Below are 25,457 nucleotides of genomic sequence, written 5' to 3' on the forward strand. Positions count from 1 at the left end.
GGTTCACGGCCGCCCACCGCCGCTGGGGAACCACTGCGTCAGGGCGCTGAAGATGCTGTCCTCCAGGGTTTGTGCGGGTTCCGGCTCCTCGATCCGCGAGGGCCCGCCTGCCTCGCGCGACGGCAGCGGCGTGTTCGAGAGCTGCGGGGGCTGGATGTTCGGGGGCTGGACGTTCGGGGGCGGAAGCACCACCCAGGAGTCCTCGGACGTCTCGCTCCGGGAGTCCGACTCGTCCGACAGGGCCGTGTACCAGGTGTTCGTGGTCGCCTCGCGCTGGTGCGGCGCCTCCGGCAGACCCAGCAGATCCGTGTCCACCGACACGTTGTCCGACTCGTCCCCCAGCCGAGCGCCCTCGTGCTGGTAGAACGTCTCCGGGGCCGTCGCGTACGAGGCGCCCGTGGCCTCCCGCTCGTGCTCGCCCGAGCGGTCCTCGGAGGAGACACGCCGCGATCCGTCGTTCGACGGCGCAAGGCCCGGCGCGCGCTGCCCCGGCTGGATGTGAACGGGCGGGACCTGCAGCGGCGGACCGACCTGCTCCGTGGTCGACTCCTGCACCACCACCGGCTCCTGCAACACCGTGGTCGACTCCTGAACCACCTCGACTTCCTGCAACACCGTCGTCGACTCCTGCACCACCTCGGCTTCCTGCAGGACCGTCTGGTCCTGCACCGCCTCGGCTTCCTGCAACACCGTGGTCGACTCCTGCACCACCACCGGCTCCTGCAGGACCGTGGTCGACTCCTGAACCACCTCGACTTCCTGCAACACCGTCGTCGACTCCTGCACCACCTCGGCTTCCTGCAGGACCGTCTGCTCCTGCACGACCGTCTGCTCCCCCGTCTCCCCCGTCTCCCGCGACGGCGGTCCGACCCGGAAGCTCCGGACACCGCCGACGGGACGGCCCGCCTCGAGTGCCTCCGCCCGCTCCACCCGGGCCGTGGTGGTCACGATGGCCACCTCCACCTCGCGCGGGCTGGTCCGGAGCACCCCGCGCAGCGTCCGCTCCAGACGGTCGGCCTCCCGCACGGCCCGCTCCGGCGACACGTCCAGGGTGATCTCGACCCGCTGGGGCGCGTCGCCCTCCACCGCGAGGACCCTGCGCCGGACGTTCTCAAGCAGCCGGTTCAGGCTCCCGTTGTTACCGGCGTCGGCGGCCAGCCGGACCGTCGGATCCGGTCCGGCCGACGGTTCCCGCAGGTTCAGGTCCGCTTCCTGGTGCAGGCCCGGGGCGTTCCAGTGGGTGTTCACCTCGGCCGCCGACATGTCGACACGCTCGCCGATGTGCTCGACCAGATCCTGGAGCCGGCGCCGGTCCGCAGCCGGGACGGACTGGCCGTCGCGCACCCGGCGGATGTGCTCGAAGGCCCCTCCGTTCGACTCGTCCGCGGCGAGGACGAGCATCCGGTCCAGGCCCCTGAGCCACCGCACGGCCCGGTCCCCCTCAGTGGTGAGGGAGCCCGCGAGCAGGTCCCGGGCGACGCGGCCGACACCCAGGATCCGGGCGCGGTCGCCCGGGACCCCCGGGTCCAGCCCCAGCGCGTCCGCCACCGACCGTACCGCCCCCGACGAGGCACCGTGCAGCCGGAGTTCACCGTCGCGCGTGTCCTCGTCGAACCGCAGGTAGCCGCCGGCGGGGACGTCCGCGCTCCCCTTGACCTGGTCGGCGGGGATGTCGATCTCGATCGCCATCAGCTCCTGGCGGGGGAGCGTCTTCCCGTCCTTGTGGTAGATCACCTCCACCTCGGCGAAGCCGTGGTACCGCGCGGTGTCGGTCTTGATCTTGGCGTTGTTGACGATCTGGCCGCCCTCGCCGGTCGCGAGGTCGGTCCGGTGCTGGTAGGCACCGTCGACGTAGACGCCGGCGCGACCGCCGACGTGCTCGTTGATCTCGCCCTTGCCGCCGCCGGTGAGGCGGATCGCCGCCTGGACCGAGCGCTGCGCGTTGGCACCGTCGGTGACCGAGGTCGTGTTGGTCGGGTTGGACTCCGAGGTCGCGTCGGTCCGGACGAACTCCAGCTGCTTGATCCTCACCCTGACCTCCACCCGGGCGTCGCCGGCCAGGTCGGTCGGTCCGATCAGGAGCGTGGAGTTCCCCGGTCCGTGCGTGATCGTCGGCGCCGACGGATCGGGAGCCGCGCCCGCGTTCTCCACCGGGGTGCGCGGGGGCAGCGGGGTGACCGGGCTGCTGAGACGGCTCGCCAGCGCCACCGGGTCGATCATCCGGTCCACCGTGCCCCGGATCCGGTCCCAGGTGTCCGCGCCCAGGAACTCCTCCGCCCCTGCCTTCAGCTGCTGCCGCGCGTCCGGCCCCATCTCGACCTTCCGGACCACGTCCGTGTCGACGAGCCCGTGCGTCCACACCCGGTCCGGCGGGATCCGGACGACCTGGTCCGCGGGCGTGTGATCGGTGAGGCCGCGCAGGGCGGCTCCGCGCGGCGCGGTCGCGGCGTCGAAGACGTTGCGGGGGTTGGGCGTGTCGCCGACCGGTGCCTGTGCCCTCGTCTCGGCGACGTCGATGACCGTCTCCATGCCGAGCGCGCGCCGGAAGTAGGCGTGCTTGGTGGCCATCACGAAGGGGGGCGTGGTGCTGATCGGTTCCTTCCACTCGACCCGGAAGTGCAGATCGGCCTCGCCGCTGAAGATGCTCGCGTTGGCGGGCTTCACCTTGGTGGTGTTGCCGGAGCCCGCACGGTTGGACCAGGTCTCCTGGGTGTCGTGTCCGGTCGCCCCGGTCAGCGCCCCGCCCGCGTACCAGGGGCCGCCGCTGACACCCAGCGTGGCGCGCAGCTGATGGCCGGAGCCCGCCCCGCCGCCGGTCGCCCCGTCGGCCGCCGAGTGGCTGTGCTCGTTCTGGGTCCCGGTGTTGAACTCGGTGGTCTTGGTGCTGCCGGTGTGCTCCAGCGTGCGAACGGACGCGCCGATCCGGACGGTCACGCCCCCGTCGGAGACCACCAGTTCACGGCCGGACATCATGGTCTTGAGCTGGTCGTGCAGGGTGTTCGGGGTGAGGACGTCGTAGAGCTTGTGCCGTAGGCCGGACCTGCCCGGGCCGGCCAGCCACTTGGTGATGTCCCTGCCCCCGAACTCGCCCGGGTCGCCCTGTCCGCGCAGGAGGTCCTTGGCGAAGTCGGGCCTCCTGGCGCCGGTGTTCGTGGTGGCGTTGTTCGTGTCGGCACTGTTCGCGACGATGGTGTTCGTGCTGGTGTTGTTCGTAGCGAGGCTGTTCCCGCCGACGCTGCTCTCGTTGGCGTGCCCCGCACCGGAGTTCCGGTCGGAGGACACCGATCCGGTGCTCCCGTGGGACGACGCCGCGCCGTTGTTCCGGGTGTCCGGCACGAACACGTTGGTGACGACGTCCGAGGACCCGAGCCGATGTGTCTGCCAGATCCGGTCCGGGACGGCGCGCGGCGCCTCCACCGGACTGTACTGCGGGGTGACGACCTCCGCCTCCGCCCGGATCTCGCGGAGCTTCGTGGTACTGGGGATCAGGCCGCCCGTCCAGCCCCGGATCTCCACCTCGAAGCCGACATCGGCGTCGGACACGGCGGCCCTCGACACGTTCTTCGCCCGGTTCACCGTGGTGCCCGCGGTCTCCAGGGCGATGCCGGTCGCCGAGTCGTGCCGGTAGGAGTAGTCGACCGTCAGCACGCTCTTGCCGTCCGACCCCGGCTTGCCGGTCACGCCGACGGTGCCGGTGATGCGTTCCCGCTCGTCGTACGAGACGCCGTGGCCGGTCCGGTTCTGCGTACCGACCTCGATCTCGGCGTCGCCCACCTCGCGGCGCAGCACGGGGGCTTCCCTCAACCGGGCCCGGACGACCACCTCGGCCGACCAGCCCGGGCCCCCGACCGGCACCTTGAGCGCCCCGCCCCGGGTGAGCTGGGACAGATTGGCCTGGAGCGCCCTCGGCCCGAGCTCCTCGGCGAGGGTGCGCTCCAGTTGCCGGGAGACGCCCCCGCGCGCGGCGAAGCGCTTCTGCAGGGCGGCGCGGACGTCCGTGAGCACCTGGGTGCCCCCGCTCCGCCCGTCCGGCAGGTCCTTGAACGAGACCACCGAGGAGGCGCTGAGCTGGTTGCGCGGCAGGACGGTGTGGGTCCGCAGGTGCGGCTCCAGCGGCAGCTCGGCCTTCGGGGCGCGCACGCTGAACTCGGTGCTGAAGTCCCCCTCGACGGGGCGCGGAGCACCCCTGCCCTCCAGGGTCAGGGTCAGCGTCACCCGTCCGCCGAAGATGTCCTGCGCGTCGCGGATCTTGCTGTTCGCGTAGAGCTTGTCCGCGGCGGAGTCGCGGGTGCCGACCCGGACCCGCTCCTGCGAGCCGAGGTCCGCGTTGGCGTAGGGCGCGTTGGCGACACCGGGGAACGCGACGCCGCCCTGCTTGACCTCGTGCTTCCCGGCCTGCCGGCGCTCCGAGCTGAAGGTGCTGCTCTCGTTCTGCCGGCTGAGGTCGGCACTGGCGCTCTGCCTGAGGTACTGCGGGTCCGCGAGCGTGGCGGTGACGGTCACCTTGAGGTTGCGCCCGAGCACCGTGTCCTTGAGAACGCCCGGCTTGCCCTGGTCGAAGGAGTTCAGCTCGAACCGCTCCCCGCGGGTCATCGCGCTGAGCCGGGACGCAAGCGCGGGCTGGGTGACGAGTTGCATCACCTCGTCCCGCACGGTCGGCCAGAGGCTCCCGTAGTACTCCTTGCCGGCCGCCTCCAGATCGGTCCGAAGCTTGTCGACGGAGCCGATGTCGCGGACGACCGCGGACTCCGGCAGACGGTTCTCGACGAGCCTGGCCGCCGCGGCCCCGGCCGCGTCCGCATCGTGCTGCGGCGGTGCCATCAGGTCCGACTGCGGCATCACCGTACGGAACCCGACCGGGATCTCGACGGGATCGCCCACCTGCCGATCGCCCTTGTGGACCACGACCTCCAGGTAGCCGTCGCCGTCGAGGATCGCGCCGGGTTCCTTGGTCTTGGTGGTGACCGCGGTCTCCAGCGTCCGGCCGGAGATGTGGATCGAGTCCGACCCCTTCCGGCCGCCGTAGGAACCGCTGACATTGAGTTCGTCGGGGCCGATCCGGCCGCCGCCCTGGAGCTGCCGGAGCCCGCTCACGACCTTCCGCCGGAGCCTGGTGACCATGTCGCCCGCGCCGGTGTTGAACTCGGTCTCCTTGGTGAGGGCCAGGACGTTCAGCTCGCGGTTGGCGGCCTTCACCTCGATCCGGACATCGCTGCCGGGGATCCGGAGGACGACGGACTCGCCGTTGGTCATGCCCTTGAAGTCCTGCTGGAGGCGCTGGTAGCCGAACTCCGCCACGAGCCGGTCGGACAGCGACCTGCGGTTGCTCCCGAGCGCCTCCCTGACCTCGGCGTTCCCGGCGAGGAGGTCGACCACGCCCGCCATGACCTGCCGCGGCAGCGGCCGGCCGGGCGGGGTGTTCAGGGGCTGCAGCTCCACGTTGCCGCCCGCGTCCTCGCCCGGCGTGGCGCGCAGCCGCGGCAGGCCCTTGGCGTGGACGTCCAGCATGACGTGGGACAGGTGCAGCCGCGGCTGCGTCCGGCGGGCGGGGTCGAAGCCGTCCGGCCAGCCGAGGTGGACGGCGTCGAGGTCGTCGGCGGAGGCCCTGGTCTCGCGCTGCGGGATGCCGACCTCGATCGGGGTCGTCACGACGTTCGCGGCCGCCGGGTCCAGCCGGACCGACAGGTCCTCCGTCCCCCTCCGGCCGGCCGGCTGGTAGCCGACCTCCAGACGCAGCTTGCCGTCGAACATCTCCGTCAGCTCGGTGGTCTTGGACCGGGAGAAGAGCCGCGCCCGGGTGGTCAGGCCCTCCCAGGACATCAGATCGCCCTGGACGCCGCCCGCAGCCTGGACCCGGAACAGCTTGATGAAGTCGAACCGTCCCTGGAGGCCGAGTCCGCCCCGCTTGCGTCCACCCGTGGTGGTGCCGAGCGTCACGACGCGGTCGCTGCCGCCCTCGTACTCGAACTTGGCCTTGGCCTTCTCCTTCGACCGGTGCACCAGCTCCGCCACCTCGCCGCGGACGGTGATGGTGCCCTGCCGGGCGTCGGTGCCGACGGGGATGTGCAGGACCTCGCCCCGGGACAGTGCGGACACCTGGGCGCGCAGCCCGGAGTCGCTGAAGAGGCTCTCCGCGAGCGTCCTGGCCAGGGCCTCGCGGTTGACGGTCGCCGGGGGCAGGGCGTCGGCGATCCTCGCGGCGAGGTTGACGATCAGGGCGCTGCTCGGCTCGCCGATGCCGGTCACCATGTGCGAGCCGGAGAGCAGGCCGGACTCGGTGACGGCCCGCGGCGCGTGCAACGGCACCCGTTCGTCGGTCCTGGGCAGGGCCTGGACCACGATCTGCTCGTCCTTGGGCGGGAGCACCTGAGCGGGCTCCACTTCGGTCTCGTCCTTGGGCGGGAGCACCTGAGCGGGCTCCACTTCGGTCTCGTCCTTGGACGGGGCCTTCGGCTCCTCCTCGTCGTTGAGCGGGGACTTCGACGGCCGGCTGCCCGAGCCCTCCCCCTTCGTCTCCGCCTCCTTCGCGGCCTCGGCGACCTCCATCGCCCTGATTTGCCGGTTGATCTCGGTCATGTCCGACTCTTCGACCGCCCGCTTGCCCTGCTCGGGGTTGTCGCGCCCGGGGTTGTCGCGCCCGGGGTTGCTGCCCGCGCCGTCGCTCTCGTCGACCGTGGCGGGGGCCTTGGCCTTGTCGGCGGCGTTCCTCCGGATCCGCTCCAGGTCCTGCTCGGTCAGTTCCTCGTCGGTGTCCCGCGTGAGGCGCTGCTCCTCGTCGGTGTCCCGCGTGAGGCGCTGCTCCTCGTCGGTGTCCCGCCCGAGGCGCTGCTCCTCGTCGGTGTCCCGCCCGAGGCGCTGCTCCTCGTCGGTGTCCCGCCCGAGCAACTGCTCCGGCTCCCGCTCGGCCTGCTCCCGCAGGGCCCGGTCGAGCCGCTCCCGCTCCTGGCGGCGCTCGGCGGCGGAGACGGCCGAGTAGCCGTCCTGCTCGGTGTGGTCGAGGGTGGTCCGGCGGCCGTTCGCGGTGCCGAACTCGGCGAGCGGCGCCAAGCCGTCGCGGACGTCCACGAGCGTGACCCGCAGGTCCAGCGCGGCGGCCGTGAGCACCGCGAAGGCGTCCCGCACGATGCGCGGGTCGGCCGCGCCGCGCTCGTCCGTCCCGTGCCGCGCGCCGATCTCCCGCCCCAGGTCCTCGACGAAGGGCTGCCAGTCCGCAGGCTCGATGCCAAGCCGGCGGGCCCAGGCGGTGTGGAGTTCGTGCGCCTCCCGTGCCAGCTCGGGGTTGTCCCGGAACCGCTGCTGGACCAGCTCGCGCAGGGCCCGTTCCGCGGCGGCCGGGTCGGCGGCGAGCCGCCCGCCCTCCTCCGCGCCGAACAGCGTCCGCAGCAGCTGCGGATCCTCCTCGACGAGCGCGCGCAGCAGCGGCGAACCGCTCTCCGGGGTGTCCCCCTCGACCTGGGCGGTGTGCCGCGGGCCGAGGACGCTCCCGTTGCCCGGGGTGGAGTGCTGGCGGGAATCCCGCTGGCCGGGTCGGCCCCAGTAGTCGGCGATCAGGCCGTCCTCGCGGCGGACGTTGACGACGACCCCGCCGACGGTGTCCTGGACGACGCCGTTGTCCGGCACGTGCTGCCCGGCCGCGCGCAGCTGGACGATCACGGTGGCGGCGGCGTTGCGGGCGTCGTCGGCGGACCATTCGCGCGGCAGGCCGGGGCCGGCCGGGTCGTTCCAGGCCCGGGCGGTGAAGTCCGGCCGGAGGGTGTCGACGTCCAGGTCCGGTGTGCCGACGGGGCGCCGCTCGTCCGGCCGCAGGGGGCCGGGTTCGCGCAGCGCGGTGGGGCCGTGCAGCGGGAACGCCTCGTGGGTGAAGGCGTTCACCGGGGAGGCGGCCCGGAACAGGCCGGGGAACAGGGCGTCCCGGCCGTTCCAGCCAGGCGCGGGGGCCAGTGGGCCCAGCAGGCCCTGCAGGCCCAGGGAGTTGGCGGCCTGGATGCCGATGCTGCGGACGGCGCCCGCAGGGTCGGCCACCGGTACCACGTTGACGTTGACGAGCAGGGGCTGCCCGCCGTGGCTGTGCTGGGCCCAGGCCTGCGCGGCCGCGGTGTTCACCCGGAGGGCGAAGTCCCGGACCTGCTGGGGCGTCGTGCCCGGGTCGGCCGTCAGGTGGAGCGGGACGGTGACGTCGAGGCCGTGCTGGCCGGAGTCGAAGAGCACCCGCCGGGCCAGGAGCCGGGCGCCGCCGACGGGCAGCTCGACGGTCCCGCCGGCGCCCGTCACCCGGGTCGGGTCCCAGTGGGCGAGGGTCGGACCGGGCTGCCGGTCGGACGGCCGGTAGGCCAGGTGCTGGCCGTCCCGGGAGAGGCCCTCGATGCGGACGCCGCCCGCCTCGCCGATCCAGCGGTGGGTCCGCTCGTCGACCCGGACCCGGGTGTACGCGGAGCGGTGCGCGGTCTCGACGGCGTCGAGGAGCATCGGGCGCGTCCAGGTGCGCGGGAACATCGTGCGGCCGTGGGTCTCCCGCGGCTCGCGCCAGTGGTTGCGGAACGCGGCGAGCGGGCTGTCCGGGGCGACGGTCGCGTCGAGGAAGCGCACCCGGGCCCGGTAGGTGCCGTTGGGTGCCACCGGGCCGCGTTCGAACACCTCGACGCCGCGCCGGCGGTGCCAGTCGGGAAGGTCGGCGTTCTGGAACAGGCCGGGCTCGTGGTGGAGGCCGGTCATGCTCTGCCGGTCGCCGTAGCGGGCGATGTCCTGGGCGCGCTGCCCGTAGCGCTGCAGGCCGGCGGGCCGCGACGGCGCGGACGCGGGGATGTCCGGGTGGGGCTGGGGGGACAGGTCGGAGAGTCCGTCCCAGGTCCTGGCCGTGGGCCGGTGGCGCGTCGGCTGGGGCGGCTGGCCGTCCTGGTCGGGCTGGGTGTCGGACGGCCGGAAGCCGAGGAACTCCCCGGCCCGGATCCGGCCCTCGATCCGTACACCGTGGTACTCGCCGGTCCAGTGGTGGCCGCCGCCCCCGGTGGGGACGATCCGGCCGTGGCGGCGGGCGTCGAGGTAGGCCTGCTCGGCGGCGTACAGCGCGTCGTCCTCGGTCCAGTGCTGCGGGAACATCCGCCGCCGGACGGCCGTGTCGGAGCTGTGCAGGTCGCCGGCGTCACTGGTGAGGCGGACGTCGGCGGCGTGCCTGGTCCCGCCGCGGCCGGTCGGCGCGGCCTCGAACTCGACGTGCAGGACGCCGTTCGGGTGCCGGCCGATCACACCGGTCGGCCGGGGGCGGTCCGAGCCGGGCGGCGCGACCAGGTGGCCGCCGGGGTTGTGCCGGTCGCCGTAGAGCGAGCTCTGCCGGGCGTCCGGGCCGAAGGAGGCCCGTGGCGGCTGTCCGCCGCCGTCGCCGAGGCGGGACGGCTGGGTGCCGAACGCGCCGTCGACGGCGGCGCCCAGGTCGCGCAGGTTGCGCGGGGCCAGGGTGCCGCGGCCCGGTGCCCGGGTGCCGCCGATCCCGGCCTGCTGGTCGGCGGAGACCCGGCCGTGCTCCACGCTGTCGGAGCCCATCAGCCGGGCGTCGGTGTGGACGGGGTTGCGGCGGTGCCGTTCGCGGTACTCGTCGGGCAGGCCGAGCAGGTGGCCGATCTCGTGGGCCACGACGTGCGGCGCGGAGTCGAGGGACCAGGCCTCGTGGTTCTCCCTGGGCATGGTGCGGTGGAGGTCGACGATGTGGATGTGGTGGTTCTCGTCGTCCATGTAGTCGACGAACTCCGGGCGGACCAGCAGCACGTCGCCGTTGGGCAGCCGGTGGCCGATGTTGAGCACCTCCTCGACGCCCTGCCAGGCGTTCTCCATCACCCGGTCCATTTCCGCGGGCGTGAACTGCTCGGTCGGGGCGTCGTCGTAGTCGTAGTCGCTCTCCGAGTCCGTGGAGCGGCGGTCGAAGTCCATGCCGGGGGTGTCGGACAGCAGTGCCGGCAGCAGGTGGATCCGCACCACGAGTTCGGTGGCGGGTTCGCCGTTCTCCAGGAAGCCGCGCCGGGCCTCGTAGCCGCGCAGGGCGGCGGCGGAGACGGTCTGGCGGAAGTGGTCCGCCGGCGGCCTGACCTCCCGGGAGCCGGTGATGTGGTCGAGGAAGGACTCGGCCCCGCCCATGGAGGTGTCCGAGTGGGCGTCCATGGAGGTGTCCGAGGCCGCGTCGTCGAACTGCTCGTGCGGCTGCTGGTGCGGCTGCTCGTGCGGCTGGGCCCCGGAGGGGTGCAGCGCCTGCAGGGGCGGCTGCTGCGCGGCCGGGGGCCGCCGCCGCTGGGGGGCGAACTCCTGGCCGGGGGCTCCTTCGTAGTCGGTGATCCGCCCGTTCCGCAGCGTCACCAGGATCCGGACACCGGCGAACTCGCCGTCGACCGGGTCGTTCGGGCCGCCGGGCGAATCGCCCGCGACCGTCCGGGCCGCGTGCCGGCGCTCGGCCTCGGTCCACTCGGGCGGCAGGCCGCGCCCGGCGTCCTCCGCGAGGTCCTCGTGGAACGGCGGCGTGAACTCCGTCGGGTTCTCGTCCTGTTCGCGGGTGCGGGTCGGCGGCCGCTCACCGGTGCCGGGAGTGACGGGGGCCCTGAGCGTGGACGCGGGCGGGTCGCCGGCCGGGCCGGCCGCCTGCTGGTCGTCGGTCGGGCGGTGGAAGAGGTGCTGGCCGTCCCGGACGATCCCTTCGATCCGGACGCCCCCGGCCCGGCCGATCCAGTGCACGCTGCCGTCGGGCAGCTCCGTCGAGCTCGTCCGGGTTCGGTAGGCCCGGTCCACCCTCTCCAGGGTCTCCTCGGGGCCCCAGCCCTTCGGGTAGAAGGTGTGGCCCTGCTCGTCGGCGCGACGGTGCCAGCGGGACGGGAACCGGCTCATGGGCGAGCCGGGCGCGACGGTCGGATCCAGGAAGTAGGCGTGCGCCCGCCGGGTCCCGTTGGGGTTCGTCGACAGGTCGGGCCCGACATGCAGGCCGCGCTCGGCGAGGACGGCCTGCATGGGCCGGTCGTTGTGGAAGCCGGTGAGCGTGTGCCGGTCGCCGTAGTGGTTCAGTTCCTCGACCCGGTGGCCGAAGGGGGTGGACCGAAGGTGGGGGACGAACGTGGCCGCTTCCAGTCCGTGCTGGTTGTCGGAGGGCCGGAACCAGGTGAACTCGCCGGCCAGGATCTCGCCCTCGATCCGCACACCGCCGTACTCGCCCGTCCACCGCTGCCGACCGCCGACGGGCCCGGTGACACCGTCGGTCCGCCGGGCGTGCAGGAACGCCTGCTTGGCGTTGTACACCGCGTCGTCGGCGTTCCAGGTGTCGGGGAACATCGTCCGGTACCGGCCGCCGTCGCGGCGGCCGTCCGACAGCTCGCCGACGTCGGTCCGGTAGGTGCCGTTGGGGTTCTCCGAGCCGGGCACCGGCGGCAGCCGACGACGTCCGGAGGCGGGCGGGGCGGGCAGGTGCCCGCCCCGGCCGTCCGGCCCGTCGTACAGGGAGGTCCGACGGGCGTCCTCGCCGAACTCCGCCCGCCGCGGGAGCGTGCCCGGCGGCGTCACCTGCGGCGGGGTGCCGAACGCCCGGTCGAGCACCGCGCCCAGCTGGTCGAGGTTGTGCGGGCGCAGGGCCGTGTCCGGCAGGTCGGTTCCGTTGTCCAGCCGGGGGTGGGCCGCGTCGACCGAGACCCGGCCGAACCGGTCCAGCGCCGGGGCGCTCATCAGCCCGAGCTCCGGGTAGACGGGGCGGGGGCGGGAGCCCGGCCGGCGGTACTCGTCGTCCAGGCCGAGCAGGTGGCCGACCTCGTGGGCGATCACCCGCGGGTCGCTCTCCACGCCCCAGTTCCCCGAGTCCTCCGCGACGGAGCCGTCCCAGAGCTCGACGGTGTGGTGCGGATCCTGGTCCGCGTCGACGAACCGGACGGCCACCTCCAGCCGGTCGCCGTCGGGCAGCCGCTGGCCCCGGTCGTAGAGCTGCCGCAGGCCCGTCTCGGTGGCGAGCTGCACGTGTTCGAGGTCCCAGTCCCGACGCACTCCGGTGGTGTTCACACCCCCGGTGTCGAGGTGCACCCGGACGGTCAGGACGGTCCGGGTGTCGCCGTCGGGGTCCACGAGCCGCTGGGCCTCGAAGGCCTGCACCCGCTGGGCCTGCAGGGAGGACAGGAACCTGCCCCGGGGCGTCCCGGTGTCCGGCGGCCGCACCTCGACCGTGCGCAGCACCCGGCCGGGCAGGGGCGCCGGCGCTGCCGAGGCCTGGTCGCCGAGGCGCTGCCCGGGCTCGGCGTGGTAGTCGAGGATCCGGCCGTTGTCGACCAGCAGCCTCATCCGGACGCCGCCGGACTCGCCCTCGACGATCGCCTGGTTCCGGCGTCGCTGCTGGTGGTACTCGCTCCCCGTCAGCACCTGCTGGGCCGCGTGGTGGCGCTCGTCGGCCGTCCACTCCCGGGGCAGGCCGAGCCCGCCGTGCGCCAGGGCCTGCTGCTCGAACAGGTGGCGGTCGTAGCGGGGGGCCGCCGGCGGCTGCGGTTCGGGGGCGGCCGGCGGATCCTCGGGGTCCGGGAACCGCAGCATGGCCGCCGAATCGCGGTCCAGGCCGTCCCGGACGTGCTCGGTGCCGTGGAACACCGCGTCGATCAGCCCGCGCTCGTGCTCGGGGTGGAGCGCCTGCGGAAGGGAGATGCGATCGCCGGCGATGTGCCAGTCGGCCTCCTCCGGCCGGTCGGTGAAGGTCAGGGTCGCCCGCAGCTGCCGGTGGTCGTCCGAGTTCTCGAAGAGCCGCTCGACGTGCTGCGTCAGCCGGTCGCGCAGGACGTCGGCCTGCTGAGGCGTCAGTCCGGCGGGGTCGTGGTGGACGGCGAGGCTGAGCAGGTGCAGTTCGTGGCCGCTGTCGACCAGTCCCCACCACGCGGCGAACCGGACGCCGCCCAGGTCGACCTCCGCCTCCTCCGACATGAAGAGCTGGCGGGAGTCCGCCCACTCCCGGGTCGTGGTGTCGTCGCGGTGGTCGGCCGGGCCGTGGACGAGGATCTTCTCCCCCCGGGAGATCCCGGTGATCTCCACACCGTCGTGGACGCCGGACCAGCGGGTCCGGCCGTCCCCCAGGTCGAGCCGCCGGGCCGGGTTGTCCGCGATCGCGCGGACCGCGCCGTCGACGGTGCCGGCGTCCCAGTGCTCGGGGTAGTCCAGGGGACCGCGGGGGTCCCGGGGTGTCCACCAGCGGGACGGGAGCTGGGACAGCGGCGCGCCGGGCGCCACGGCGGTGTCGAGGTGGCCGAGGGTCAGCTCGCGGACGCCGTCGGCGCGGACGCGCTCCCCGATGACCGTGCTCCGCGGGGCCGGGCCGTCGAGGTGGGCGGGCGGCGTCGGGGCCGCCTGGTCGGTGAGCGGCGGGGCCACGGTCTCCCGCACCGGGGTGGCCGCCGGAGTGTCGTCGCGGAGGACGACCTGGGTGGCGGTGTTGTGCGGGCCGAACCCCGCGACGACCGCTCCCGCCTCGTCGACCACGACCATCCGCACCCGGAAGGTGTGGGCCAGCAGCGGGGCGAGCGCCCCGCCGAGTCCGCCGTCGCCGTCGAGCGCGGGGTCCCAGTCCAGCAGTCCGTGCCGCAGGCCGCGCAGAGCGTTCGCGGCCCCGGAGTCCGGCTCCAGATCCGGGCGGAAGCCGGCCACCACGTCGCGCGGGAGGTCCTCGGGCCGGGTCCGCTGGAGGTAGTCGGCGACGTCCTCCATCATCAGCCGGTGCACCTCCGCCGGCTCGGCGTGCTCGGTCAGCCCGTAGCGCTCGCGGAGGCCGTCGGGGTGCGCCTCGACGACCGTCCGCAGCAGCCCGACCGGGTCGGGGGCCTCCAGCACCGGCCCGTCGGCGCCGGGCGTGAGGAGGACGGGGACGTTCGCCGGCCCGGCGGGGTGGCTCCGCGGCGGCACGTGCAGCTGCGGCGTGTCCCGCTGGTCGCCGACGCCCTCGACCCGGACGATCAGCCCGTCCTGCAGCTCGACCCGGAGCCGGACGCCCTGGTATGTCCACTCGACGACGCCGTCGTCCGTGCCTTGGCCGGCCGCGTCGTCGTGCTGGGTGACCGCCCAGTCCGCGATCCAGTGGGTGTCGTGGGCCGTCCACTGGTGGGGCAGGCTGCGGTCGGCCGGGAGGTCGCGCGGGTCGGCGGCCCAGGCCTCCGGCGAGAAGGCCGCCTCCAGCAGCCGCAGGTCGGCCATCGGCCGGAGGTCGGTGGGCGGCGTCTCACCGGGCCGCAGCGGCCCCGGTTCGCGCAGGTCAGCGGGGCGGGCGGCCGGGCCCGCAGCGGTGAAGAGGTCCTGGTGGGTGGGGGTGAGATGGGTGACGAGGCCGTTCACCACCCCGGCGAAGCTGTCCTGCCCACCGTGGAGGACCAGCGGGCCGAGGACCTCCACGAGTCCGGGCTGCGTGCCCGGGCGGACCCGCACGGCGGTGAACGCGACGGCCGGGTCGGTGACGAACTCCACCCGGACGTTGAGCAGCAGCTGCGGCGCCCCGCCCTCGGGCACGCCCTGCATGACGCGCTCCTGGACGAAGGCGGCCACGTCCTGGTGGATCCGCAGGCTCGCCGCGTCCCGCTGCTCGGCCGTCATGGCCGGATCGATGTCCGGGAGGACCCGGACGGTGATGTCGAGACCGGCCTGGTCGGAGTCGAAGAGCACCCGCCGGACCGGCAGCGGCCGGCCGCCCACCAGGACCTCGGAGAACTCGGAGACCATCCGCGCCCGGTTGCTGTCCCAGGCGGTCATCGGCTGCGCCTCGGTGGGCCGGTGGGCCAGGTGGGCGCCGTCCCGGGAGAGGCCCTCGATCCGGACCCCGCCCGCCTCGCCCACCCAGTAGACCGTCCGCCCGTCCCCCTGGGGCACGGCGTGCAGGGCGTTGCTGTACGCGTGGTCGACGTTGGCGAGCAGCTCCGTCGCCGTCCAGCCCCGGGGGTACATGGTGCGCCGGCCCTCGCCGGCCGCGTCGGTGCGCCAGCGGGTCGGGATCTCGGCGAGCGGGGAGCTCGGGGCGACCGTCGGGTCCAGGAAGTACGCCTGGGCCCGGTAGGTGCCGTTGTGGATCGGCTCCGAGCGGTCGGTGACCATCGCGCCGTGGCCGCGGAGCACCGGATTGGGGTCGGAGGACATCGTGGTCGGCAGCGCGGGGTTCACCATGGCGACCGGGGTCACCTCGTGGTGCAGACCGGTGAGGTTCTGCCGGTCGCCGTAGCGGGCGACGTCCTCGGCCAGCTGGCCGAAGACCGGGACCGGTCGGCGCGGGGCGTGGCGGGGCGGCGGCGCCGGAGTGCCGCTGCCCGGCGGGGGCAGCTGGGCGCCGAGGTCGGTGGTCACCGGGTCCGGCCGGTGCTGGGCCAGCGACTCCCGCAGATCGCCCCAGGTGCGGATGTCGGCCGCCCCCGGCTGGACGTCGGACGGCCGGAACGACCGGAACCGGCCGGAGCGGAACTCGCCCTCGATCCGCACCCCGGCGTACTCTCCCGTCCAGTGGTGCAGGCCACCGCCGGTGGCCACCACGCGGCCGGTCCGGCGGGCGTCGAGGTAGGCCTGCTCGGCGGCGTACACGGCGTCGTCCGCGGTCCAGTGCCGAGGGAACATCCGCCGCCGCACCGCGGTGTCGGAGGACAGCAGGTCGCCGGCGACCGCCGGGCCGGCCACGCCGACGGCGCGGCGGCGGCCGTTCGGGCCGGTGGGGCCGGACTGCGCCGGGTCGAACTCGACGTGCAGCACGCCGTTCTCGTGCCGCTCGATCAGCGCCCACGGGCTGCGGCGCTCCGCACCGGCCGGGGGGATCAGGTGACCACCCGGGGTGCGCTGGTCGCCGTACAGCGAGGACTGCCGGGCGTCCAGGTCGAAGGACGCGCGCGGCGGCGGCGTGCCGGCGTCGTGCGGCGCCGTGACGTGGGTGCCGAACGCCCCGTCGATCGCGGCGCCCAGCTCCCTGAGGTTGCGCGGGGCGAGCGTCTGGTTCTGGATGGTGCCGTCCGTGCCCGCCATGCCGGCGTCCTGGTCGTAGCGGATCCGGCCCTCGGCGAGGAAGCCGGGGCCCATGATGCCGCCGTCGGGGTAGGCGGGCCGGGCACGACGCTCCGGGTGGGCGACGCCGTTGTCGTCGGTGCCGGGGATCCGGCGCTCGCGGTACTCGTCGGGCAGGCCGAGCAGGTGGGTGATCTCGTGGGCGAGCGAGGGCTCGTCGGTGTCCAGGCCCCAGCGGGCGCTGTCCTCGCGGAAGGTGCCCGGGAAGACGGTGACGTGGTGGTGCGCCGCCTCGGGGGTGTCCACGAACTCGGTGCGGACCAGCAGGACGTCGCCGCTGGGCAGCCGGTGGCCGATGTTGAGGCGGTTGTCGAGGGAGCGCTGGGCGCGCCCGCGCAGCGCGGCGACGGCGTCCGTGGTCGCCCGGCCGTTGGGGAGCTGCCCGGTGTCCAGGTGGATCCGCAGCACGAGCTCGGTGGCGGCGTCGCCGGTGGACAGCCGGCCGCGCCGGGCGTCGAAGCCGCGCAGCTCGGCGCCGCCGGAGGGGCCGAGCAGCCTGGGGTCGCGGGGCGGGCCCACGGTCACCGGGGCGGTCTCGGGCACGAAGCGCGGGGCCTGCGGCCGGTGCGGCGGCGGGACGTTAGCGGCTCCGGCGTCGGAGCCCATGTCCGAGTCGAGGTCGGAGTCCATGGACGTGTCCGGATCGGAGTCCTCGTCCATCGACTCGGTGTCGTCGGGGCGGTCCGACCCCTCCATGTCGTCGTCGCTGTGCAGGGAGTCCGTGTCGTCGCTGTCGGACTCGTACACGTAGTCGGAGTCGTCCATGTCGTCGTCGGAGTCGTCCTGACGCGGCACCAGCGGGGCGTTGGGCTCGTCGCCCCCGGGGCGACGCGGAGCGTTCGGCCCGGCGTTCTGCCCCGTGCTCGACCCCGCGTTCTGCCCGGCGTTCTGCCCGGTGCCCGACCCCGCGTCCGCCATGCCTTCGGGCTCCGGTACGGCGCGGGTGAGCTGGGGCGGGAACTTGCCGTCGCCGACCGCCTCGACGCCGACGATCCGGCTCCGCTCGTCGCGAACCAGCCGCAGCGTGACGCCCCCGTACTCCAGCACGTCGACGGTGTGGCCGGCCGGTCCCTCGTCCAGCGCCTGCCGCCGGGCCGTGAACACGCCGCCATCCACCGCCCGGCCGACATAGTCGAAGGTGTCCGCGCGGGACCAGTGGACCGGCAGGCCGGACGGCGCCGGAGCCCAGTCGGCGGGCAGGTGGTAGTCGCTGTCCGCCCCGGGGTTCTCCGAGGCCCGCCAGCTGACCGTCTCCGGCCGCCGCGCCGTCCCGGGGCTGTCGGGCTCGCGCAGCGGCACCGCGGCGGGGCGCGGGTCCCCGTGCGGCGTCCAGCCGTCGGCGGGGGCCGCGTCGCGGGCGTAGTCGGCGAGGCCCGGGAGCTCGACGTGGCCGCCTTCGATGTCGGGCATCAGACGGCTCAGCCCGACGCCGTCCGCCGGGACGTCCGCGGTGACGTCCACGGTGCGGTGGCCGGGGCCGTCGTGGTCGACGAACTCGGCGACCACCCGGACCAGTCGGCCGTCCGAGTCGCGGACGTCCGCGGTGAGCCGGTCGGCGGCGTCCTGCACGGCGGCCCGGTAGGCCGCCGTCTGCTCGGGCGTGGCGTCCGCCGGGAAGCGCAGGCGGACCGGTACGTGGAGTTCGACGCCCTGCTGCCCGGCGGCGAAGCGGACGTGCCGGACCGTCAGTTCGGAGGTCCCCGCGCCGTACACGACCGGTCCCCCCCGGGCGGACCGTTCGACGACCTCCTCGTCGCGCCAGCGGCTGATCGGCTGGTCCGCGGTGGGGCGATGGACCAGGTGGACCCCGTTGCGGGTGAGGCCCTCGATCCGCACCCCGTCGTGGGTACCCACCCAGTGCTCGGTCCCCTCGCCCGTCGGCTGCGGGTCGAGCCGGTTCCGGTAGGCCTCGTCGACGGCCCTCCGGATGGTCGACGGCGTCCAGCTGTCCGGGTACATCGTGTGCGGAGCGTTGTCCGCGCGACGGAACCAGCGCGTCGTGAAGGACGCCAGGGGCGCGTCCGGGCCGACCACCGGGTCGAGGTACCAGACCTGCGCCCGGTAGGTGCCGTTGTCGTTGGTGTGCAGAGGGGTCTCGTCCACCTGGACGCCGTGGACGGTGCCCACCGACGCGGGGGGAGGGCTGTCGACACCGGTGGCCACCGGCACGGGGGGACGGCTGTGGACGCCGGTGAGCGCCTGGCGGTCACCGAAGAGGACGTGGTCCTCGCCGCGCAGCCCGAACCGCCGCTCGCCGAGGTTCGGCGGCTCGAAGGCGGGGGTGGCGATCCCGTCCTGGTTGTCGGAGGGACGGAAGGCGCCGAACACCCCGCGCGTCACCTCGCCCTCGATCCGCACACCGCCGTACTCACCGGTCCAGTGGTACGTGCCGTTGCTCTCGGTGATCCGGTCGGTGCGGCGGGCGCTGTGGTACGCCTGCTCGGCGGCGTAGACGACATGGTCGGCCGACCAGTGCTCGGGGAACATCGTGCGGGTGACCGGCGCCCGGCCGGCGGCTCCCGTCCACAGGTTGCCGGCCGACTGCAGGTGCCGCGAGCTCGGGCCCGCGTCGGACACCAGGACCCGGAAGGTGCCGTTGCGGTGCTCCGAGCCCGGGACCCGCTCCGGTCGGGGCCCGGGCGCGGCGGCCCCGGGGTAGAGGTGTCCACCGGCTCCTCCGGGGCCGCCCTCCAGCACGGTGCGCCGGGCGTCCTCGCCGAAGGCGGCGCGCGGCGGCGGCCCGCCGGGTGTGGCGGGACGGCGGGGTGCACCGAGCGCGGCGTCGACGACCGCGCCGAGGTCGCGCAGGTAGCGCGGCGGCAGGCCCTGCGCGGGGTGGAAGTCCGCCGTGCTGCCGTCCAGGCGGTCCATGTCGGTCAGGAAGTGGCCGTACCGGTCCGTGTTGTGGGCGGTCATCAGCGCGCCGTCCTGGTAGACCGGCCGGGAGTTCCAGGCGGCCTCGCGGTACTCGTCCGGCAGGCCCAGGGCGTGGCCCAGCTCGTGGGCGAGCGAGCGTTCGTCGGTGCCGAGGTTCCAGTTGTGCAGGGACTCCCGGTTGCTGCCCTGGTTCACCCTGGCGTTGAGGTGGGCGTCCTCCGGACGGTCCACGAAGGTCACCTCGACCCGCAGCAGGTCGCCGTTGGGCAGCCGCTGGCCCCGGTTGAAGTGCTCGCCGACGCCGTTGGTGGCCCGCTGCCGCAGGCCCTGCAGGCCGGCCTCCAGCTCGTCCTTGGGCAGGGTGAGGCCGGCGGTGTCGAGGTGGACCCGCAGGCGCAGCACGGTTTCGGTGTCGCCGTCGGCCAGCCGGACCCGGTCGGCCTGGTAGGACTGCCACTGACGGCCCGACATCCTCAGGCCGAAGGCGTCCCGGGGCGGTTCGATCTCGGCGGTGGAGAGGATCCGGCGCGGGCCGGGCCGCGGAGCCGGCAGTTCGGCCCCGGGGCCGGGCCGGGAGATCGAGAACCCGACGATCCGGCCGTCGGCGGACATCGAGGTCCGCACGACGGCGCCCGCGACGACGCCCTCGACCACCGTGCCCGCCACCTCCCTGGGCCGCCGGGGGACGACCAGCACGCCGGGCACCGCGCCGGTCGCGACCGCGTGGGCGGCGTACCGGGCGTCGTCGGCGGTCCAGGTCGGCGGGACGCCCTGGCCCGGCCGGTCCCACGCCGCGTCGGTGAAGGCCCGGCGCATGAACGGCAGGTACTCCGCCATCAGGTCCGCGGTCCGCGGCGGCCCGGCCGGGTCGTCCGCGCCGGGCTCGCGGAGGCTGCCGGGCACCGGGTCCGGCAGCGGTACGTCGAGCGGGGTGTCGGGCAGCTGCCTGGCGAACGTCTCGGCCACCAGGTCCATCGCGCCGTCCCCGCCCGCGTCCAGCAGCGGCCCCAGGTGGTCCCGCAGGGCGGGCTCCCCGCCGACCGTGGGCCGGGCGCTGGAGAACGCCCCGTTCGGGTCGTCGGTGAAGTCGAGCCGCAGATGGACCGGCGTGAACGGGTTCTGGTCCCGCACCAGGCGGTCGGCGGCCTCCTGCAGACGCTGCCGGTACGTGGCGACGTCCGCCGCGGTCATGCCCTCCGACTGCAGGTGCAGGCGGACGCTCAGCTCGAGGCCCGCCTCCCGGGTGCCGAACAGGGCCCTCCGGACGGTCACCGGGGCGCCGCCTCCCACGGTGTGGGTGGACGACTCCGTGCCGCGGGCGACCACCGTGTTGGGGTAGCCGTCGCTGTAGGTGCCGTGCCGCCAGGCGACCTGCCGGTCGAGCGGCCGGTGGACGAGAAGCCGTCCGTCCCGGACCAGTCCCTCGAACCGGATGTTCCACGCCTCGCCGACCACGTGCTCGGTACGGCCGTCGCCGAGCGGCACCCGCCGGCCCGGGTCGGCCAGCAGCGCCTGCTCCGCGGCGAGGCGGACGCTCGCGGCCGGCCAGTCCGCCGGGTAGTGCATCGGGTCCGGCCCGTCCGCCCGCCGGTGCCAGCGGCTCGGGAGGTCGGCGAGCGGGGAGTCCGGCCGCAGGGACGGGTCCAGGAACCAGACCCGGCGCTGCGCGGTCCCGTTGGGGTTGACGGTCTGCGGCGGATCCAGCCGGAGGCCGTGGGCGGCGCCCGTCGGCGGGTCGAAGGCGTGGTGCACACCGGTCATCGAGCGGCGGTCCCCGAACTCCTCGGGCCGGCCGAAGTCCTCGGGGCCGGGCGGCGCGGGCCGCCTCGGGGCGTACGGCGGCGGGGTGTGCGTCCCCTGGTCGGCCGCGGGCCGGAAGCCGGTGATCAGACCGTCCTGCTGCTCGCCGACGATCCGCACGCCCGCGTACTCGCCCTCCCACCCGCGCGCGTCCGGGTCCGGGTCCCGGGTGCGGGCGTCCCGGAACGCCTGCTCGGCGGCGTACACGGCCTCGTCGGCGGTCCAGTGCGGGGGGAAGAAGGTCCGGCCCCGCTCTCCGCTGTCGGCCACCGGTTCCAGGTGCACGGTCCGGTTGCGGTTCTCCTGGAACTGTCCGCCGGTGTGGGCCTCGCGGACGGTGGTGCGCAGCAGGTGCCCGCCCGCGCCCTCGGGGCCGTCCGCCCCGTACAGCGAGGTGGTGCGGACCGTCGGTGCGACGAGCGGCGGCGCCGGGGCGGCGGTCGGGCCGTCGGGGCCGTGGTCGGGGGCGAAGGCCTCGTCGACGGCCGAGCCCACCGTGCGCAGCCGCTGCGGCCCCGGGCCCTGGACGGGCCGGTCGACGCCGCCCTCCCGGTACACCTCGCGGGAGCGGTCGCGCAGGCCGAGGACCCGTCCGATCTCGTGCCCGAGGGTGTCGCGGCCGGCCCGCAGGCCCCAGTTCGCGGTGTCCTGGCGGACGGTGCCGTCGTGCAGCCGCACCGTGTGGTGGGCGGTGCCGGGCGCGTCGACGAACTCGACCCGCACCCGCAGAACGCTGCCGTCGGGGAGCCGGTGGCCGCTGTTGTAGGCGTCGGCGACGCCGTCCAGGGCCCGGCGCTGCAGGGCGGCGACCCGCTGGACCGACTGCTGTCCCAGGCCCGTGCCGTCCAGGTGCAGCCGCAGCACGAGTTCGGTGGCCCGCTCCCCGGTGGGCAGGGTGCCGCGCCGGGCCTCGTGGGGCCGCAGCGGGGAGGGCGCCTCGTTGGCGGCGCGGGGCCCGGCGGGCGGGTTGACGTTCCGGGTGGTGTAGTCGGGCCGCAGGTCCGAGCCGCCGGCCGCGCCCGGCAGATGCGTCGGCGCGTGGGGCGGCACCGGGACCGGGACGGGTCCGGGGTGGGCCGCCTCCGTCTGCTGCTGGTGCGGCACCGGCTGCGGGGCTCCGGTCTGCGGGGTGTCCTGGTGACCCTGGCTGCTCGAACTGCTCGAACTGCTCTGGTTCTCCTGGCCGCTCGGGGCGGACTCGCGCTGCGTGGTGGACGGTGCGGTCGGAAGGTCGGTGCTCGACACGGTCGGCGGCACGGAGCGCGCGGGGGCGGGGTCCAGGCCCGGTGCGGGCGGGTCGGACGGCGGGCCGCCGGCCGGCTTCGGGTGCGGCGTGGGCGGCGTGGCGGAGGCCGTGGAGACCGTCGCGGTCGCCGTGGCCGGGTCCGGCGCGGCGGAGGCCGTGGCCGTCCTCGGGGCCGCGGTGGACGTGGATGTCGTGGATGTCGTGGCCGTCGTGGAGGTGTCGGACGAGGTGGAGGTCGTCCGGACCGGCGAGGGGCGGGAGGTGTCGCCGGGGGTCTGCCCCGGCTGCTGCCGCTGGGTCTGGCCCTGTCCCTGCGTCTGGCCCTGGTTCTGGCCCTGGTTCTGGCCCTGGTTCTGGCCTTGGTTCTGAGTCTGGGTCTGCCCCTGGGCCTGCCCCTGGGTCTGGGTCTGCCCCTGCTGCTGGCCCTGGCCCGGCGTCTGCGCACGGGCGGTGTCGCCCCCGTGCGAGACGGTGCCGACGGGTGCCGGCGCGGCGCCGGGCATCCACTCGTCGAAGGTCTCCTCCAACCGCACGTGTTCGAGGGTCTCCTGGAACACCTTCGCGTACTCGACCGCGTCCGGGTCCTCCGGGGTCTTGAAAACGTCCTCGATCTGCCCCCGGCCGAAGGCCTCACGGAAGAGGTCACGGATGTCGTCGGCCTCGTCCCGGAAGACGTGCTCCAGGTCGGCGTTGCCGAACGCGCGGTGGAAGGCCGAGGCGATGTCACCGTCCGCCGGGCCGCCCTCCCCCCGGGAGAAGCCCAGCAGGCGCTCGTGGCCCCCGGAACCGGCGCCGTCCAACCCGAGCTGTGGTCCGAGCCGGGGCACCGGGAACGGGGCCGGGTTGCCGGACAGGTTGCTCAGCAGGGCCAGCACGGTCAGCGGGTGGTGCGGCGGGAAGTACTTGGACTGGCCCTCGCCGATCGCCTTGAACTGGGTGTCCCGGACCCAGTCCATGTACCGCCCCATCAGTGGCGTCGCGGCGTGGTGCAGGCCGCGGGCCATCAGGCCCATGGCCATGCCCGAGCCGAAGGTCGCGAGGGTGGTGGTGAACTCGTGCTTGTCGGTGAAGAGGAGGTTGTAGAAGCCCTCGGTCAGGTTGCCCTGGGCGCCCTCCTTGAGCTGCTCGCCGATCGCGTAGCCCAGGTGGAACATCCGGTTGCCCTGCGACATGTGCTCGCCCACGTCGACCATCCGGTCGGCGAGGGCGCCGATGCCGCGCTCGGCGAGCTTCTTGTTGCTGTTCTCCAGGACCTCGCGCAGTCCGGCGCTCAGTGCGGCGTGGTCGACGCCGTTCTTGCCCCACCCCTTGACGAATGCCTCGCCGAATTCCCGGCCGAGCTTCTCCGAGGCCACGTCGCCGAGTTCGTCCTTGAGGTGCTTCTTGAAGCTCGCGGCCAGGTTCTCGACGAACTTGTCGGCCGCCGAACCCGCCCCGGCCTTCCCGAAGCCGTGCCGCAGCAGGTTGTCGGAGGACTCCAGGAGCGATCCCAGGTCGCGCGCGAAGGCGCGGGAGCCCGCCTTGTTCAGCCAGGTGCCGGTCCCCTCGGCCGTGGTCGACTTCAGGGTCGCGCCCGCGACGTCGCCGAGCGTGCCCTTGCTGCCCTTGGCCGCTCCCGCCAGGCCGGCCTTGAGCGCCTCGTTCAGGGCCTTCCGGTCGCCGTTGACCATGAAGTCGGCCAGCTTGTCGGCGGCGACCCGGCCGCCGGTCTTGCCGAGCAGCCGGCCGAGCAGCTTGCCCAGGCCCATCCCGATCAGGTTGAGCGGACCGGCGATCACACCGCCGATGACGCCGAACAGCACGGCCTGCTTGAGGGCGTCCTTGTCGATCTCCTTGCGGTTGCCCTGCCCGATCTGGATGCCCTGGATGACCAGGTCCATGGTCAGGCCGCTCATGATGCCCGCGAAGGTGTGCAGCAGGATCGTCTTGAACAGGAACTTCATCAGCGTCTTCAGCACCTCGCGGGTGAAGATCGTCTTCAGAGTGATCCCGGCGAGGCTGGAACCGAAGGTGAACGGCGCCCAGAGGATGGCCAGCGCGATCTCCAGCAGCAGCTGGACGAGCTGGGCGATGGCCATCCACTTGGTGTACTCGGCGGCGGTCGCCACGTCGTTGGCGCACTTGGCGAGCGCGTCGGCGGTCTTCTTCGCCGAGGCGATGTAGTCCGACGCGCCGTGCTCGCCGATGAACTGGCTCATCTGCTCGGAGAAGGCCTTGGCGGCCTGGCCCTCGAACTGCTGCCGTGCCTTGACCGCGACCTCGGCGATCAGCCGCCGCAGCTCCGGCAGGTCCTGGGCGAGCTTCTGGTAGGCGTCCCGGACCTCACGGAGGTCCCCCTCCCGGATCTCCGGCCAGGGCATGCCGGTGACCTTGGAGAAGAAGTCCGCGGTCGTCTTGTCGACCACGATCGACGAGTAGGGCACGTGGATCAGCCTGCCGTTTCCGGTCGTTCCAGGGGGTGGTGCGGGTTCTGCGGGGGGTCCTAGGGCCCGTCTTCAAACCCCCGCCGTCCGCCCGGAGGGCGGGCGGGGCGGCGTTGGGGTGCGTGCATCGGCGGTGCCGAGGAGGGAGTCCATGCGGTGGGGGCACCTCCCGGCCGGAGGCTGGGGGCCATCGGCGACCGACGAGAAGCCGGCGAGGTGCGTGCCCCGGCGTCGCCCCGCAGGCGCGGGTTTGAAGACGGGCCCTAGCGGTGGTTGGCGATCTCGGTGGCGAGGTCGTCCGCCCGGTCGAGCTTGTCGGCGAGCTTCTCGCCGTTCTCGCCGATCGTGCCGACCACCTGTCGGACCTTCTTGATCAGCTCGGTCAGATTGGTCGTCGGCTCGTCGATCTGCTCGTGGTACTGCTTGCCGATCTCGTCGCTGCCGCCCACCGACTTGTTGAGCCGGTTGATCGTCTCGACCTCGGCCTCGATCTCCTTCAGGAGCTCCTTGAGCTCGGTGAACTCCGCGAAGGCCTTCTTCATGTACTCGGTCTTGGCGAGCACATTGGGGTCCTCAGCCACCGAACTCCTCCTGCTTGCGGGTCTTCTTCTTCTCGTTCTCGGCCTCGTCCGCGTAACCCGGCCGCATCGACCACAGCGGCTCCAGCAGGTCGTTCAGCTCGCTGCCGCCGGTCATCGACAGGCGCAGGCTGTCGGCCACCCCCTCGAACTCCCCGATCCGGGCCGCGACCTGCTCCCCCACCTTGGCGCGGGCCTCGTTGAGGACGTCGGTCAGCAGGGCGCCGAGCTCGGCCGGCGCCTTCTCCCGGTAGCCGGTGGTGTGGAAGGTCAGCGCGAGGACCTGGCCCTGCGGGCCGACCTTCACCGTCACCAGGCGGTCCTTGGAGGTGACGGAGGCGGTGAGCTTCTCCAGCTCGGCCTGCGCCTCCTCGGCCTTGGCGAGCTGGGTCCGCATCGCCTCCATGGTCTGGGCGATCTGGTCCGCGAAGGGGTTGCTCATGGTGGTGTTCCTCGTCTCTCGTTGCGGTCGGGGCGGGCCGGCGCCGGCCGGTCGGGCCGACGCCGGTGGCGCCGTGG

3 protein-coding genes are annotated in these 25,457 nt (G+C 74.2%); all 3 read right to left on the reverse strand.

Annotated features, from left to right (window positions below):
• Positions 1-3: 3 nt before the first annotated feature.
• A complete protein-coding gene (locus ADK60_RS24825) occupies positions 4-24,360 on the reverse strand; it encodes an EndoU domain-containing protein (RefSeq protein WP_053649005.1) in 24,357 nt (8,118 codons plus the stop codon).
• Positions 24,361-24,623: 263 nt separating this feature from the next.
• Entirely contained in the window at positions 24,624-24,941 is a 318-nt protein-coding gene (locus ADK60_RS24830; protein WP_053649008.1) for a hypothetical protein, read from the reverse strand.
• Entirely contained in the window at positions 24,934-25,380 is a 447-nt protein-coding gene (locus ADK60_RS24835; RefSeq protein ID WP_053649010.1) for a YbaB/EbfC family nucleoid-associated protein, read from the reverse strand. Before ADK60_RS24835 ends, ADK60_RS24830 begins: the two co-directional genes overlap by 8 nt.
• Between the last annotated feature and the right edge of the window lie 77 nt (positions 25,381-25,457).

The sequence above is a fragment of the Streptomyces sp. XY431 genome, assembly GCF_001279805.1.
GTDB lineage: Bacteria > Actinomycetota > Actinomycetes > Streptomycetales > Streptomycetaceae > Kitasatospora > Kitasatospora purpeofusca.

Coding starts and splice junctions, on each gene's coding strand:
- ADK60_RS24835 (WP_053649010.1), bottom strand. CDS start 25,380: ATGAGCAACCCCTTCGCGGACCAGATCGCCCAGACCATGGAGGCGATG.